This window comes from Spirosoma sp., from assembly GCF_048594605.1.
Lineage (GTDB): Bacteria > Bacteroidota > Bacteroidia > Cytophagales > Spirosomataceae > Spirosoma.
In genome coordinates, this window is the sequence record NZ_JBMDWV010000430.1 from 1 (window position 1) to 15,509 (window position 15,509).

Sequence of the window (15,509 nt, forward strand, 5' to 3'; positions counted from 1 at the left end):
AAAAAGCAATTATACTTATTAGTTCTTTTCTTTTAGGTTTTGCCGCTAAAGCGCAGGACAGTACTTCTGCTACTCCCGGGAAATTTACATTTTCGGGTTACATGGATACCTATTATTTCGGTAATTTCAATAATCCCCAAAGTCAGTCAAACCTAGGGTTAGGTCCTGTTCCCAATGCACGGGCTTTTGACCAGAAGGCAGGCCAGTTCGGGATCGGTTTGATTCAGGCAAAAGCTACCTACACATCTGATAAGGTCGATGCTGTGATGGATTTAGCTTTTGGCCCATTTGCTGATCTGGGAAACTACGGTAACAACATTGGTTTGCTTGGCACACCTGGTTCGACAGCCTTGGCTATCAAGCAGGCATATATTGTTTTCAAGGCTAGTAACAAACTATCGTTTACAGCAGGCCAATTCGGTACGCACATTGGTTACGAAGTAATCGATGCTCCTGTCAACTATAATTACTCGCTTTCGAATCTTTTCAATAACGGCCCCTTCTATCACATTGGTTTAAAAGCACAATACGCCTTCAGCGATCGGGCTTCGTTGATGGTTGGTCTGGTGAACAACGTGGACAATCTGGGCGATAACAACAAGAAGAAAGGATTGATCGGACAATTCTTTTTTGCGCCGGCATCGGGCTGGAATGTATATATAAACGGTATCGTATCGAATGAGGCTTCGGCTCCGGTATTGGGACCTGACAGTACGGTAGCTGTAACGGCTGATAAGGCTAGTTATTCATTACTTGATTTAACCACTACGTATCAGATTACGCCTAAGTTTTACATGGGACTTAATGCGGCAATTGGTTCTCAAAAGGGTGATTATCAAGGCGCTGGTGGCCCTACAACAGCAAAGAGCTGGGGCGGAGCTGCTATCTATTCCAACTACGCTTTTACTGACAAGTTTGGCTTAGGTATTCGCTACGAAGTATTTGATAACAAGAGTGGTGTACGTGCATTAACCGATGCCGCCGGAAACGGAGCCAGTGTTAATTCCATAACCATAACCGGAAATATCACAGCCGCTGACGGCCATGTACTCCTTAAGCCTGAATTCCGGGTTGATAGCTACTCGGCTAACAAATTCGAGAAAAACAGCGGTTCGCTCACCAAATCACAGGCCACGCTTGGCATGGCAGCCATCTTCAAGTTCTAAATAATCATCCATACGCTTGTTTGCTTAACCAAATTTTTAACTCAGTACAACAAAAAACCTCTCAGAGTATTATGCAAAAGCCCAGTTACATTCCGCTCATTTTATTGGGGATCGTCGCCGTTCTTGGTGTGTTACCCGGTTTTAATGGTGTTCCAACGCAAATCGTAACCGAAGGCATCAATTCCGGCGATACGGCCTGGATGCTCGTTGCTACGGCTCTCGTTTTGCTGATGACACCCGGTCTTGCCTATTTTTATGGTGGCATGGTCAACAACAAAAACGTGATCTCAACAATGCTGCAAAGCTTTGTAGCTATGGGTGTCATCAGTGTTTTATGGGTTGTTATTGGCTTCAGCCTGGCATTCGGTTCAGATATAGGTGGTTTCATCGGTAACCCAATGGATCACTTCATGTTCAAAGGTGTGCTGGACGGTAAGCCCTGGTCATTGGCTGCTTCGATTCCTCTTGTTGTATTCGCTTTTTTCCAACTCAAGTTTGCGGTCATTACGCCTGCTCTGGTAACGGGGTCGATGGCCGAACGTATCAACTTTAAGTCGTACGTTCTGTTCATGATTCTGTTTAGCATCTTCGTTTACGCTCCGCTGGCGCACATGACCTGGCACCCAGAAGGTATCCTTTTCAAGCGCGGTGTTCTTGACTTTGCCGGTGGTACGGTTGTACACATGTCTGCAGGCTGGGCAGCGCTGGCCGGTGCTTTGTATCTGAAACGTCGGAAGTCGCACCTTGAAGCCAGCTATTTTCCACCCGCTAACATTCCCTTCGTATTATTAGGTACGGGTCTGCTGTGGTTTGGCTGGTTTGGTTTCAATGCGGGCTCGGCTGTAGGTGCTACGCCACTGGCAGCTTCGGCTTTCGCTACCACAAACACTGCTGCTGCGGCTGCTGGTCTGGCCTGGGTATTGTTCGATGCGGCTAAAGGTAAGAAAGTATCGGCTCTCGGTTTCTCAATCGGTGCAGTAGTAGGTCTGGTTGCCATTACGCCAGCGGCCGGTTTTGTTACAGTGCCAACCTCGATTTTCATTGGTACAGTTGCGTCTATGATTTCGAACTACATTGCACACCTACGCTCAAAATCAACGCTGGATGATACGCTGGACGTGTTTCCTTGCCACGGTGTTGGTGGTATGGTCGGTATGGTGATGACGGGCATTTTTGCCAGCAAAGGTGTTAACTCAGCCGTAACGGTTGAAGGTCTGGCGTTTGGCGAAACAGGCCTGTTCGTCGAACACATGATTGCGCTGGTTGGTGTGTCGGTTTTCGCGTTTGTTATGTCATTCCTGCTTCTGAAAGTAACGGACTTAATTCTGCCACTACGTGTAACGGAAGAAGACGAGAAAGTAGGTCTGGATGTCAGCCAGCACGACGAATTCCTTATCGAAGCTTAGTTGATTTACAGATGTTGGGTTTGATAAACCCCTGTAGATCTCAAAAATATTGCAACAAAGCCACAGGCACCCTGCCTGGCCAAAGTCTGGCAGCTTTATCTGTGGTTTTGTTGTACTTATGGAGCCGTTCCCACTTGGGAGCGGTTTCCTTGTTTGTAGCTAATTCGTTTTCAGGAAAGTAGGAGGAAAGCCAAAGCCAGGAGGGCGGGAAGGGCTTGCACGAAGAAAATGCTTTTCTGGGCCGTTAAAGCGCCATAAGTTCCCGCAACGATAACACAGCCCAGAAAGAAACTGGCAACATTTACGTGCCAGGCCGGGTCCTGAATAAGAAGAGACCAGAAAAGCCCAGCCGCCAGAAAACCGTTGTATAATCCCTGATTGGCCGCCAGAGATTTTGTTTTTTCGAATAAGTCCGGAGGAAGCGATTTAAATGTTTTGCGACCTCTGGTTGTCCAGGCAAACATTTCCATCCATAGAATATACACATGTTCAATAGCGACGAGTCCGATGAGAATCTTAGCGATCAGTTGCATAAGTGATGATGTAAGTGTTACGTAATTTCGTTAAGGCCTAGTAGACAAATAGTTGTAAGCTACCTATTCGTTGCGAGCTTGTTTACGGGCTTTGTATTCCTGGAACCGATTTCTATACTCTTCCATTTGAACAGGGGTATATCGTTTTTGGTATTCTGCGGGTAATTCGAGTCGTTCAGCAGAGAGTGCAGGACTTTGATCGTTGAGCGTATTATGACCTTTATTGTTTTTTACTAACTCGAATGAATCATATTTTTCGCCTGTCACCGTGTAGGATTGATACGTTAATTTATCACCGTTGATGGATATAGTCTGATAAAGTTGCGTGTTGGAGGCTGCCCGGTCCATCCAGTTCTGCAAGCCAATATCATACATTTTCGGCCCACTCACCGACACTACGTAAATAGGGCCATCTGGGTGTTTCCGGCTTTTCCCTAACGGCATATTCAGGCCGCGCCCGTAGGTATGATCGTGCCCCTGCAATACCAGATCAACTCCGAATTTTTTATAAATCGGTTCCATACGCGCTCGCCAATCGTCGTTGTCGCGGCCTTGTTTGGTGGAGTAAATAGGATGATGGTGAACGACGACCGTCCACCGATTGGGATTATTACTTAAGGTCTGCACCAGCCAGTTTGCCTCTGTAGTCATCACGGCTGAATCAAGCAGAGCGGCCTGCGAATTGAGCGAGATAAACCGTGTTCCCTGGTAGTCAACGAAGTAAACGGTTTCTTTTAGACCATCTGGCCCATTTTCAGGCAACACAAACGACGGGCGCCAATGTCTCGACACGCGCGGCTTTCCCTGTTCATCTTTAAAATACTCGTGATTGCCTGGAGTTGCCAACGTAGTGACCATACCGTTGATCCAGCCGCCTGCTTCAAACCATTCGGCCCATTGCCAGTCCGCGTTAGACGAAGTGATCAGGTCTCCAGCATGAATCATGAAATTCACGGTAGGCAACGTAGTGTATGCCCCCCGAATAGCCCGCGACCACAGCGAGCGAATGTCGTTTTGCGCGTCGCCGAAATACAGAAAGGCGAATGGCGCCGGGCGATCCTGTGCTGTTTTAAAATGAAACCATTCCGACCAGTGCGTACCATCACCAATCCGGTAGCTGTATTGCGTAGCGGGTTTCAGATTCTGAAAATGAACCGAATGATAGAGCACCGTTTTACCGTCCAGTAAAACGCGCTCCGTAGTAGCCGGAACGACGGCTGCCTTGCTGACAAAATCGGGCGAGGGATCGGCTTCTGCAATGGCACCAACGGCATTCGTAACGGTCGAGTCAGTGCGCCAGTTAACCGATTGAGACGTAGCAGGATTGCCCTGCAAACCTAAAATCACTCGATCTGGATAAACGCCCGGCGGGTACTCTTTGTGCGTTTGCGTCCAGCCAACAGTGGCCAGGCCCATCAGAAACAGGGAATATACAATACGTTTCATGGCTTTTGATCAAGCGCCAACGGATGGTTTGGTATGAAAATGTTTATTGCAGAGCCAGGCGAATATGCGCCAGATGATGCTGTACGTGCCATGCCGACATAGCCAGTGCCTGGGCCTGATTGATATAAATCTGCCGGACCGGATGGTAATACGTAATGGCGAGCATAGGTTCGGTGAGTGTTTTGGCCAGATACGCATACCGCTGATGAACGCCTTCAAACATACGTAGCGAATCCTCAATCGGCGCTTCTGTCGCGTCGGGGGTATTCGCCCAACCGTCCATATTGACCAACGTAACAATTTTATAATCAGGCTCCGTCAGCGCTTTTTTCATCCGCATATAGTGCAGAAACTGCATATCGCTGACGTGATGCACCAGTTGTCTGACGGTCCAGCTGCCTTCCCGATACGTTCTGGTCAGCTCCTCCGGCGACAAGTGTTCAACCAATTGACGGTATTGCGAAGGACTGGCTTCAATAATGCGAATCAACTCAGACCGTTCGTCGGCTGAATACGAATCCTGTAACTTAAGTGGACCGATGGGAAACTTACGATTATCCATGTATGTGTTCTGATAAAACTTCTCAAATGTTCAAAACTTTCGGGAAGTTCACAAAAACCTTATTTCGCAACCGGCGGGCTAATCACGCCCAGATACCGGCCCATCCAGTACGGCAACAGCCAGATATCGCCCGCACTATGTTCCGACGTACCGTTACCCTGTTTGCGATCCATTGTAAACATATTGCCGTTATGGCGTTGTATAGGGCGCTCGTCGGGAGGAAGTACATTCTTAGTGGTTTGTCTGCGGAAATTTTCCGGAATAAGCTCAATATCTTTCCGCTGGCTGTTCGCAATCTCCCAGTCGATCAGATCAAGCGGGAACTCCTGTAGATACCAGATTGCTTCGTTCAGGTCAAAGGTTTTCGTACCAGTCAGCGCCGTAAAAATGTTCCAGGCGCCTTCTTTTTCCGGGCGTTCAACTTCCCAGTGATCGAGGATAGCCTGTTTAAATTTCGCTTTTAACGTATCGTTGAACGCATACCGATACAATCCCCAGTAACCCACAAAATACATCTCATCGTCGGAGTGATTCCAGCCGTCCGACATGTGTTTGCTATGCTCGTCGGCATCATCCGGCGCTTTTCCAATTACGCTCATCGGCCGCATCAGGTTTTCCAGATAGCCGTGTTTCTGCATCAGCTCAAACGCTTTGGTCTTGTATTTTTCCTTTTTGGTAAAGTGGTAAGCCGTCTGGAGCATGGCTACAATATTGGATGAATTGAGCTTACGGTCGCCCACGTTTATCGGGAACGCGTTAACGTATTTCGGATTCCACTTGCCCCACATTGTGGGTTTTCCGTCAAAATCAATCAGATAAAGATCGTGGCTGATAATATGGCTCATTAATGTATCGATCAACGTAATGGCTCGTCGTTGAAGGGGCTTGTCATCAACCAGTTCGGCCATGGCACCAAACGCGAAAATATGCCCGATCACTTCGTCGCTACTGGTCGTCGATTTCCAGTCCCAGCCGGCCTGTGGCGATGGTTGCCAGCGCTCAGAATCGTGAAGTTTAGCCGTGAGACCTGCCCGTTCAAATGACCGCGCTGGAAAACCGTGCACGGGTGTAATCGTATAAAGCCGTTCCATCGCATCGAGCGATTCCCGACAATTTTGCAGCGCCTGTTTGTCCTTTGTAACGGCATACCGGAAAATTTCACCAGCCAGATACATAGATGTCCAAAGTCCATCGTTGTCAGAATCTTCCATATAGCCAGTAGCCAGATTGCCTTTTTCCATGTGCGCTAACGTAGCATTAAAGCCGTTCCGGATGTGTCGGGTACGCACCTGATTATCATAAAATTGAGCTTTCTCATGCAGTGTCATAAGTCTGGTCTCAATTCTGGCCAGTCCTGCCGTGGTGAGAATCAGCGCCGAATTGTCAGGGCCGGATATAATCTGTACAACCTGATTTCCGGGTAGCCAGCGCTCACCATTGTAGTAGTCAAACTGGCCATCGGAACGTAGCGCAAAAGCGCCGTTCGTTGAGCCAAACCAGAGTTTGCCATTGATATCAGCCACCGCTGTGATTTCCGGACAAGGGATTTTCTGGTGAATGGCGCCAATCTGCTTTTTACCAGCGGCATCGAATTCGATATAGCCGTTGTCGGTTCCGATAATGATTTTCTGCGATTTTGCCGTTAGCGCGAAGGATGTAAAGCCTGCGCCGTTGAAAACTGTCGTCAACTTATAGTCTTTGCCCGATAACGTAGATAGGGATTTTTTGCCCAGTAGCCAGAACAGATTGGCCTCTGGCTGAAATTGAACACTGATTAATTCATCGTTTGGCATGGCACCTTTCCAGGCCATTTTAGCCTCTTTTACTACGTGTAGCGCCTTTCCATCCGAAACAAGAAATGTAAAATCTGTTCCCCCGGCAAACAGTTTCGGTTGGGGTAACTGGTGCTCAGTGAACAGTTTGCCCGCCCACGCATTACTGACAACGGCTCGCTTATCCAGATAAACGAGTTGGTCTTTATATAAATCCAGAGCCGTTACGTTCATAGTTTGCATTGGGCGGTACGTCTGGTCGGGTAGGAGAGTGCCCGGCGACAGAAAATAACCATTGGCCGGACGTAGTAATCCGTCAGCAGAAAGTACCTGGATTACGCCATTTCGATCGCAGGCTAGACCGATAAGAGCGGCATTCGACTTGGCAACGTAGTATTTAATACTGTAATCCTGTGCATACGGTTTGTCCTGATACACTGCCTGCGCCAATGTACTGACCGTAGTGCAGACACAGAAAAGCGCAAAAAAAATGAAAAATATTGGGATACGGAGTCGTAGCATGAGTGTCAGTATCAGTTTCGAGTGAGTTTTCGCGGGTCAACAACGACGTATTTGATGGACTTATGGTTGTCGTCGGGATGGTGAGAATAGGTCATGTGCAGCAGGCCATCGGAAGTCTGAATTAACGACGGATAGGAGTACCTGCCCTGCTGGTATGGATGGTTCTCGATTCGGGTTTTCCAGGCCCAGGTTTGGCCCTCATCGTCGGATAAATACAAACTGAACTGGTAACGCCCGTCGTCCACGTCGTTGCCAAGAAACGCCCAGCGGCCATCCTGAAGAACCAGAGCTTCTACACTTGCCGTATTAGGAATGTCGGTTTTTGTGGTTGCTGTCCAGCTTTCGCCCAGGTCGGCCGATTCGCTTATCTGCACACGTATGGGCTCATCGCCACTATCACGCATAAAGGCTACCAAATGGCCATTTTTTTTACGGACCAACGCCGGTTGGATAGGGCCACGACCAACAACGGGCAAACTTGGCCGCCAGCTCGTTCCATCATCGTCGGAAATAGCCATGAGCGACATATTAAATCCGTCGGAATAAAGTGGTAGAATGATCCGGTTTTTTTCCAGCAACATGGGTTTGATCCGTGTCATCCAGCCAACGCATCGTTTGCCTACGTCGTGACTAGCCTCTTTAATCTGATCGTCGTAGCGAAGGGCATAACCGCCCCAACCTGTTGTGCTTCTCGGAAGATCGTTGAATTTTCTGGCGATTTCGTTGGTAAATCGTTCGTCAGGCTTGAGCAAAATATTATCCTGCCAGCTCCAGATCGGTGGTCCGCTTTTCAGATAATCGGTTGAGGTTTTGAAACGAAGAATCGAATATTCCCACTGATTAGCCTGAACCGCAATCCAGACCAGGAATAATTTTCCGGCATGGTTCAGAAATACGACCGGATTGCAGTCGGGTAGGTTAGGCGTATCGGCCATCAGGAACGGTTCACTCCAGGTTTTTTCCCCTTTTCTCAGTCGCGCGCCCATAATCTTGACATCATCGGCGGTACGTTCGCCACTGCCATCAAACCAAACCGCCAGAAAATCGCCGTTTGGCAAACTGACAAGACTGCTTCCGTGGACGTGCTTGCCTTGCTCCGGAAAGATCAACTGTTTGCTGACAATGGCCGGATTATCAGTCCCACACTGTCCAGAGCCCGGCAGGTGTAGACACGACAAGAGCAGTAACAGACTAATTCGTTTGGGTAATCGCATAAAGTGGTTTTGATTTAGCTGTCTGGAAATCTCATTTAATCATTGTCAAATATCGCCCCATCCAATAAGGCAGTAGCCAAAACACAGGCTCGCGTTCGATATCGGGTGTACCATTTACGGCGGCCCATGGATTTTTGTCCCAACGCACGACGGTACGTATGCTAGCCGGAGGAAGTTCGCTAACCTGCAACTCATCCAGTACGGGTGTGCGCACGATTTTTATGTCTTCACGTTTGGTATGATCGACTGTCCAGTTCACCAGATCGAGGGGCGTATCGATCAGAAATTCAACGGAAGGAGTCAATTCAACCTTTTTGTTGCGGGCGTAGCAGTACAGAAAATTGATGAGCGGATTTTTGTCGCCTTTCCGTTGTTCCAGCCACTGATCCAAGTGGGCTTCGTAGAAAGCTTTGATCTTCGGATCTTTCTCGCAACGTAGCAGAATCGGATATACATAAGCCGCCAGCATGACGTCGAAATAAATGAACCAGGCCGGATTCTGATGCCTGATATTGGCCATATTGTCGAGATAGCCTTCTTTGTCGATCAATTGTCGGTAGTGCTGTTCGTATTTTGGTTGACCCGTTACGTAGTACGCCAGCTTGAGAAAAGCCAGTAACTCCATTGAATTCTGATCACGATCGGGGGCCCAGTCTGGATCACGGTTTAATAAATCCGGCGACCAGACTCCCCAGCGTGTATGCGTCCCATCGATGTCGGTCAGTGTAAAATCGTGGGCAATCAGGTAATCGACCAGCCGCGCTACGTGTGCCCGAACAACCGCTTTTTCAGCCTCATCGGCCACCAGTTCATAATAGAAATAGTAGCCCATCATGTGGCCGCAGAGTTCGTCGCTGCTGGTATCGCCTTTCCACAACCATTTACCATCTTTCGACTTTCGCCAGCGAACTTCCATAGGCTTAGAACGGGGTTCTTTTATCAGCTCGTCGGCCCGTTCTTTAGGGGTAAGTGTGCGGTTGCCATCGTCTACCTCAGTCCAGCTGGCCGGAACAACCGTACGGGCAAAGAAGCCATCGGTACCCGTTACGTCCTGAAGCAGTTTCAAAAAGCGAAACGCCTTCTGAGCTTTTACTTTAGCATCAGGTTTTTTAGTCGCTACGTATCGGAAGCATTCCATGGCCAGATAATTGCCTGTATATTCCCCGTCGTTATCATCATCATCCGGTGTCCAGGTGCTTACGTCCCCAGGTGTTTTTAAACGGCATTGCCCGGCAATCCAGGGCTCACGGATGTGTCGCTGCATCAGCACCTGATAAAAATAATCCTGCTTCTGGGCTAACGTCATCGCTTTCTTTCGAATCGCGCTAACCCCTTTGGCTGTAGCAATCCAGGCCGTTCCGTCTGCGTCGAAGGCGATGTCATTGACCTGGTCGTCCAGCAACCACCTGCGGGTAAATCGTAATGAACGGCTACCATCTGGCTTGTATCTGGCTATTCCTACGTTTGTGCCAATCCACATGCGTCCATCTGGCGCTCGTTCTGCGCAGTTGACGTAGATCGATGGAATTCCCTGCTCTGGCTGAATGGTCTGCACTTTCGTTGTCTGGTTCCGCACCGTAACGCCCCCCAGACCAGCTGCCCAAAGCTGTTGTTTGGAATCAAAAGCTATTCCTTTAATCGACGCACTTATTAATTCGTCGTTTTTCTGTAATACGTCTGTTTGCGTGTCAGTAGCGTGGTATAGGCCCACGTCGGTGGCAATCCAGAGGCCACCGTTCCCGTCCGAAATAGCACTACGTATGGAGCGAGGCACTACGTAGTTTTTTTTCTGGCAACCTCGTTCGTTGATCAGCCAAATCCCCTGTGGGCCAAGTGCGTAAATACCTTCTTTGCTGGGACAAACCACAGCTACGGGAGCCGTCAACTCGTTGATACGTTCGAGTTTTTGGTCTTTATAGTGATACAGGCCGTTCCAGGCACCCAGCCAAACAACGGATTGATTATCAACGGCGACTGAAAAGGTTGGGCCGAGGTCTACTTTTGGTGAGGGCTGTATCCAGTCGGATTGATCCGCTTTTTTCTGAAAAGCGCCCGAAGCCGTCGCAATCCAGACCGTCGATTGCTTATCGACCGCAATGCTACGTACCTCCGTTGTCTGAACGTCTTGTGGTAGAGGATACGCGTCGTGATACTCCTGCTCAAATGGCTGATCAACGTATGTAGTCGCAACCGCTGTATTTTCCACAGGTACAGAATTACCTGACCGACAGGCGTAAGCCGTGGCAACTATGACAATCCATTGTATGCATCGCCAGACATTCATCAGCAGTCGTATAGAAGCATGTAATCGTGCGGAGGTGTTTGCCGTGTTCAGCTACTATACGTCGTGGGAAAGGCATCGGGCTATCGGCAGCCCTTAATTTTTGGCTTTGTTTACCTGACAGGAACCAACAGGAAACGAAGAATCCGGTCGCAACCCATAAAATCAGGGGTAATTGCCGGTTAAGGAGATGTAAATAATCTATTACCTAATCATGAAGCTGGACGAATTGGACAAGAGCCAATACGTTGGTAGTTAGCTAGATACAGCGTACAGACGTTTAAGCGTGTTACGTCATGATGAAATCCTATTAATTTGCGCAAATAGAAGGTATTTTTACGCAAAGTGCGTAAAACGGTCAGGCTTGTAAGGACTATATTTGTTTCATATATAACTCAACACACAATAAATTATACGTTTTTTAGAGCTTTTTCCAATAGTTAGTTTGATTGACGCTCAAAAAAGTAAACATATTGATCTGGTAGCTCACCAGTCTGTATTTTAGTAATAATTCGACGTAGTGTTTAACGGTTAAAATCCATTCGATGTACCTGGTTATAGAGGAGTAAGGACGTGCCAAAAGAATGGATGAGTACTGACAGAATCAATCTGAATTAAGCAATTATTTTCTGGTGAATCTTCTGCTTGAGTAGACATTCCATAACTATTCGCTAATCCCTTATACCCCTACATGTATGGCTGCATCTTTATCCGCACTTCTTACAAGCGTAATCCAGGGCGATCAGGTAGCTTTTGGTAAGCTATACCGGCACTACCGCACGCCAGCTCTGAAATTCTGCGTTTATCTGCTGAAAGATCAGGAAGAGGCTGAAAACATGGTGCACGATGCATTTATAAAAATCTGGGAGAAACGCTCGCTCATTAACCCTGATCTGAACTTCAATTCCTATTTATTTACCTGCCTGCGTAACATGGCTTTCGATTACCTTAAGCAGGTGGAGAAAAGCCAGTTGCTACGTCAGCGCTACCTGGAACGAATGGAAAATCCGCAGGAAAACGAAGCAGAGGATCAGGAAATCAGGATGGAAAAGCTTCAAACGGCGATCAATTCCCTATCCGAAAAGCGTAGACAGATTCTGTTGCTTAATATAGAGGGTGGCAAATCTTACCAGGAAATTGCGGAGTTGCTACGTATATCAAAGAATACAGTAAAAAATCAGCTGGTTAAGGCGAAGCAACTCCTGCGTGAAAAAATTGATTTTGCTTTGGGGTAAACGGCTACGCAGTTGTTTCCATGATTGTGTTTTTCATCCCGATTGGTTGAATTTTAGGCGCGAAAAAATGGATGCAAAGCCAGGCCAGTAGATAAGCGCTACCGCAAATGATGAACAGATAATTGGAGCCCACTGTGATGGAGCCCGCAGCTTTGTGCGTATCCAGCAAAGCTCCCACAACGATCGGGAAGAGGAGTCCGCCAACGGAACCAGCCATACCCCCCAGTCCGACAACCGAACTGACCGCCTGTTTGGGAAACATATCTGATACCAGCGTAAACAGATTGGCGCTCCAGGCCTGATGGGCAGCTACAGCCAGACTCAACAAACCAACCACTTCCCATATATCCGTAGCGTAGCGGGTCAGAGCAATCGGTACAATACAGAATGCGTACAGCAGCATTGCTGTTTTGCGGGAGCGATTGATGGTCCAGCCTTTACTCAAAAAATAGCCGGATAGATACCCTCCGCCTACGCTGCCGATGGTAGCTGCCGTATAAACAACAATAAGCGGCAGGCTTGGCTTTTTAAGGTCCAGGTTGAAGGAAGAGGCAAAGTAAGAAGGTAGCCAGAAGAGAAAGAACCACCACACCGGATCGGTAAGCAATTTGCCCAGAATGAACGCCCACGTCTGTCGGAAACGTAGCAGATCAAGCCACTTTATCTGAACTGCTTCTTCTGTGCTGCTATCCGCATCGCTGGTAATATAGGCCAGCTCCTGCGTTGACACTCGTTTATGACGTTGAGGAGTTTCGTAGCCCAACCACCAGAAAACCACCCAGATGAACCCGACCAGCCCGGTGACCAGAAACGCAACCTGCCAACCGTAAACACCCAGGATCCACGGCACCATTACGGGCGCAACGACAGCGCCAATATTGGTACCGGCATTGAAAAAACCAGTTGCCAGAGCGCGCTCCTGCCTGGGAAACCACTCGGCTACGGTTTTGATAGCCGCCGGGAAGTTACCACCTTCTCCCAGACCCAGCAGGGCACGGTATACGCCAAAACTGAACGTACTGGTTGCCACCGCATGAAGGGCAGCCGCGATTGTCCACAAACAGACGGCCATTGTGTAGCCCACCTTCGCTCCAATTTTATCAATCAGCCGACCAAAGACAACGTAGCTGAGCGCATAAGCGCCCTGAAACGCCATGACAATGTGGCTATAATCAGTTTCGGTCCAGTTGAAAACCGTTTCCAGCGTTGGTTTGAGCAGGCTGATAACCTGTCGGTCCAGGTAGTTTATGGTTGTCGCCACAAACAGCAATCCAGCAATTCGCCAGCGATAGTTACTCATGATTGAAACGATAAGGTGCGTTGGGTTCGATAGCTTTCCTGGGCTAAGTCAATCACACGAGCCAGTTGCTGAATATCGATGGGCGTAACGGCGGGTTCGGCACTGTTGACCAGTACGTCGTATAGATTATTATAAAAAGGCGTGTAGTTTCCTGGTTCACTCCTTACTACGTTCGTCTGGTCATCCCGGTAAAGCGTTCCCCAGCGGTCTTCCGGCTCTTCGCCCCAACTGGCCTGATCGGGCAGTTGATTGACGCGTAAGCGTTCTTCCTGCACGTCCAGACCGCCTTTGAGGAAGGAGCCTTCCGTGCCGTGCAAACTATATCGCAGCTGATTTTGATAAACCATCAGGCTGGATTCAAGCCGGACGATTTTGTCTGCGTAGCCCAGCTTTACTTCGAAATAGTCAGTCACCTGACTGTTGGGGCGGATACTTCGAACGGTGGCCTGCACCGTATCGGGTTTACCGAACAGTTGCAGGGCCTGATCGAGCAGGTGTGGTCCTAAATTGTACAGATTGCCTCGACCAGCGCCGGGTAATTCTTTCCAGCTTTGCGAATTCGGAGGCACCGGCGAATAACGATCATACCGACCTTCATACTCGATCAATGTTCCCAAAGCACCTTCCGCCAGCAACCGTTTGATGGTCAGAAAGTCAGAATCCCACCGGCGATTCTGGTAAGCCGTTGCCAGCAGCCCTTGTTTGTGCGCTAATTCCAGAAGAGAGATGGCTTCGCTTTCAGATAACGCAAATGGTTTTTCAACCACTACGTTCTTTCCTTGTTTCAACGCTTTTCGGGCGTAGTCGGCATGGGTTTCGTTGGGGCTGCAAATGAAAACAAGATCAATGGATTCGTCGGCAAATAACTCATCGGGCGTAGCCACCCATTCAATCGACGTATCGAACTGGTGAACAGCCTCGGGCCGACTGCTGGCAACTTTTTTGAGATGGAATCGTGGATTGACCGATAAAAAGGGCGTATGAAAATAGCGCCCGGACAGGCCAAAGCCTACCAAACCAACGTTAATAATTTTAGCCATAAGCAGCCGAAAAGAAGATGAAATCAAGGATTAAAGGGTAAAGCAAACGCTACGTACTTATCTCCTGATTTCATCGTCAATTTCCCGCCACAGCAGGCGATGGCGACGTACTGTTTTCCGCCTTCCGGGCAGCCTACGCGGGCGCTGTTTATGGGTACATGAATCTCATCCGGTAGGTTGTAGGGCGATTTTAGTCGAAATACTTGCGATACGTTGGCCGGTAGCCAGCCAGATAAGCAAAAGGAGTCAGTGCCGTAAACAGGATTTTCTGAGTTACCAGCCCCGGCTTTGTTAATCGAATGACGTTCAGGAAGCGGTTGGCCATCAGCACAAGCTGCAAGAAAGAAGGCAGACCTTTCGCGTTAACTTTTCCGTCGTTGGCTAGTCCCGTCAGGGTTTCAAAAAGATATTCGGTGTCCATTGCGGGCTTTACCTGCCAGTTTACAACGGCGGCTTCATGTGACTGATTCCACATCGAATGAACCTTGTTTTGCGCAACATGAAGCTTATCGCCCCGCCGAAGGGTTTTTACGGCTCCATCCACCCGAACGGTTAGCTCGCCCGATAGAACGGTAAAATCTTCAACCTGGTGCGGATGGTAGTGCTCAGCCGGTTCAGTGGAATGGGCGGCATAAGTAGACTCCATTTCGAGCAACTGCCCCTTGGTTTCTTTGGCGGTTTTAATGAACCGAATCGATTGGCCTGTTATGTTGTTTGTAATTGTTTTGTTTGCGTAAGCCATGAACTGAGTTTGGGTTATGGGTCAGTTAATTATCCGTCTACCTCGGCATTCTTCTGAGCAATGTCATTCTTGATTTTCGGTATCGTTTTCAGATACTCGTAGATGGCGCCCACTTCATAATCACTCAGGGAAGGGTGGGGCTCCATCGGCCGACTCAGAATCGACCCATCGGGCCGAACGCCCTGCTTCACCGCCCGCACAAACTGCTCTTTCGTGTATTTCTTGCCGATTCCCGTTTCTTCGTCAAACGTCAGGTTAGCGGTATGAATGGATTTGCCGCCTTCACCGCC

Annotated in this window: 12 protein-coding genes and 1 pseudogene; 3 read left to right on the forward strand and 10 right to left on the reverse strand. The window is 48.6% G+C overall.

Annotation, left to right across the window (positions count from 1 at the left end; all coding sequences use genetic code 11):
* Both ACOJS8_RS27090 and ACOJS8_RS27095 read left to right on the forward strand, forming a co-directional pair.
* Window positions 1-1,166: porin (locus ACOJS8_RS27090; protein WP_420151685.1), on the forward strand; the 1,166-nt coding region annotated here is incomplete at its 5' end.
* Between the two features lie 71 nt (window positions 1,167-1,237).
* On the forward strand, window positions 1,238-2,572 hold the full coding sequence (locus ACOJS8_RS27095; protein WP_420151686.1) for an ammonium transporter: 1,335 nt from the start codon (window positions 1,238-1,240) through the stop codon (window positions 2,570-2,572).
* Between the two features lie 170 nt (window positions 2,573-2,742).
* Here ACOJS8_RS27095 and ACOJS8_RS27100 read toward each other — a convergent pair whose 3' ends face one another.
* From ACOJS8_RS27100 to ACOJS8_RS27125, 6 genes are all read right to left on the reverse strand, one after another.
* Window positions 2,743-3,105 (reverse strand): DUF1304 domain-containing protein, encoded by a 363-nt coding sequence (locus ACOJS8_RS27100; protein WP_420151687.1) that lies wholly within the window; start codon window positions 3,103-3,105, stop codon window positions 2,743-2,745.
* A 63-nt stretch (window positions 3,106-3,168) separates the two neighbouring features.
* Window positions 3,169-4,551: a fibronectin type III domain-containing protein gene (locus ACOJS8_RS27105; protein WP_420151688.1), complete on the reverse strand. Its 1,383-nt coding sequence runs from the start codon at window positions 4,549-4,551 to the stop codon at window positions 3,169-3,171.
* Between the two features lie 43 nt (window positions 4,552-4,594).
* Window positions 4,595-5,113 (reverse strand): YfiT family bacillithiol transferase, encoded by a 519-nt coding sequence (locus ACOJS8_RS27110; protein ID WP_420151689.1) that lies wholly within the window; start codon window positions 5,111-5,113, stop codon window positions 4,595-4,597.
* 59 nt (window positions 5,114-5,172) lie between these two features.
* A complete protein-coding gene (locus ACOJS8_RS27115) occupies window positions 5,173-7,407 on the reverse strand; it encodes a hypothetical protein (protein WP_420151690.1) in 2,235 nt (744 codons plus the stop codon).
* A gap of 11 nt (window positions 7,408-7,418) precedes the next feature.
* On the reverse strand, window positions 7,419-8,621 hold the full coding sequence (locus ACOJS8_RS27120; protein ID WP_420151691.1) for a sialidase family protein: 1,203 nt from the start codon (window positions 8,619-8,621) through the stop codon (window positions 7,419-7,421).
* Window positions 8,622-8,652: 31 nt separating this feature from the next.
* On the reverse strand, window positions 8,653-10,827 hold the full coding sequence (locus tag ACOJS8_RS27125) for a ligand-binding sensor domain-containing protein (protein WP_420151692.1): 2,175 nt from the start codon (window positions 10,825-10,827) through the stop codon (window positions 8,653-8,655).
* 770 nt (window positions 10,828-11,597) lie between these two features.
* Between ACOJS8_RS27125 and ACOJS8_RS27130 the strand changes: the two genes are divergently transcribed.
* Window positions 11,598-12,137, forward strand: coding sequence for an RNA polymerase sigma factor (locus ACOJS8_RS27130; RefSeq protein ID WP_420151693.1), 540 nt, complete (start codon window positions 11,598-11,600; stop codon window positions 12,135-12,137).
* 4 nt (window positions 12,138-12,141) lie between these two features.
* Here ACOJS8_RS27130 and ACOJS8_RS27135 read toward each other — a convergent pair whose 3' ends face one another.
* From ACOJS8_RS27135 to ACOJS8_RS27150, 4 genes and pseudogenes are all read right to left on the reverse strand, one after another.
* Window positions 12,142-13,437: an MFS transporter gene (locus tag ACOJS8_RS27135; protein ID WP_420151694.1), complete on the reverse strand. Its 1,296-nt coding sequence runs from the start codon at window positions 13,435-13,437 to the stop codon at window positions 12,142-12,144.
* The gene (locus tag ACOJS8_RS27140; RefSeq protein ID WP_420151695.1) at window positions 13,434-14,477 is read right to left on the reverse strand and encodes a Gfo/Idh/MocA family oxidoreductase; all 1,044 of its coding nucleotides are present in this window, start codon (window positions 14,475-14,477) and stop codon (window positions 13,434-13,436) included. The genes ACOJS8_RS27135 and ACOJS8_RS27140 overlap by 4 nt, the downstream gene beginning before the upstream one ends.
* Window positions 14,478-14,667: 190 nt before the next feature.
* Window positions 14,668-15,219, reverse strand: coding sequence for a cupin domain-containing protein (locus ACOJS8_RS27145; RefSeq protein WP_420151696.1), 552 nt, complete (start codon window positions 15,217-15,219; stop codon window positions 14,668-14,670).
* Between the two features lie 29 nt (window positions 15,220-15,248).
* Window positions 15,249-15,509: pseudogene (locus ACOJS8_RS27150) on the reverse strand (cytochrome c); the annotation flags it as partial.

What these genes read in the sequence shown, in the direction of transcription:
- ACOJS8_RS27105 (WP_420151688.1), bottom strand. Translation starts at nt 4,551, where the DNA reads ATGAAACGTATTGTATATTCCCTGTTTCTGATGGGCCTGGCCACTGTT.
- ACOJS8_RS27110 (WP_420151689.1), bottom strand. Translation starts at nt 5,113, where the DNA reads ATGGATAATCGTAAGTTTCCCATCGGTCCACTTAAGTTACAGGATTCG.
- ACOJS8_RS27145 (WP_420151696.1), bottom strand. Translation starts at nt 15,219, where the DNA reads ATGGCTTACGCAAACAAAACAATTACAAACAACATAACAGGCCAATCG.
- ACOJS8_RS27130 (WP_420151693.1), top strand. Translation starts at nt 11,598, where the DNA reads ATGGCTGCATCTTTATCCGCACTTCTTACAAGCGTAATCCAGGGCGAT.
- ACOJS8_RS27100 (WP_420151687.1), bottom strand. Translation starts at nt 3,105, where the DNA reads ATGCAACTGATCGCTAAGATTCTCATCGGACTCGTCGCTATTGAACAT.
- ACOJS8_RS27115 (WP_420151690.1), bottom strand. Translation starts at nt 7,407, where the DNA reads ATGCTACGACTCCGTATCCCAATATTTTTCATTTTTTTTGCGCTTTTC.
- ACOJS8_RS27135 (WP_420151694.1), bottom strand. Translation starts at nt 13,437, where the DNA reads ATGAGTAACTATCGCTGGCGAATTGCTGGATTGCTGTTTGTGGCGACA.
- ACOJS8_RS27120 (WP_420151691.1), bottom strand. Translation starts at nt 8,621, where the DNA reads ATGCGATTACCCAAACGAATTAGTCTGTTACTGCTCTTGTCGTGTCTA.
- ACOJS8_RS27095 (WP_420151686.1), top strand. Translation starts at nt 1,238, where the DNA reads ATGCAAAAGCCCAGTTACATTCCGCTCATTTTATTGGGGATCGTCGCC.
- ACOJS8_RS27140 (WP_420151695.1), bottom strand. Translation starts at nt 14,477, where the DNA reads ATGGCTAAAATTATTAACGTTGGTTTGGTAGGCTTTGGCCTGTCCGGG.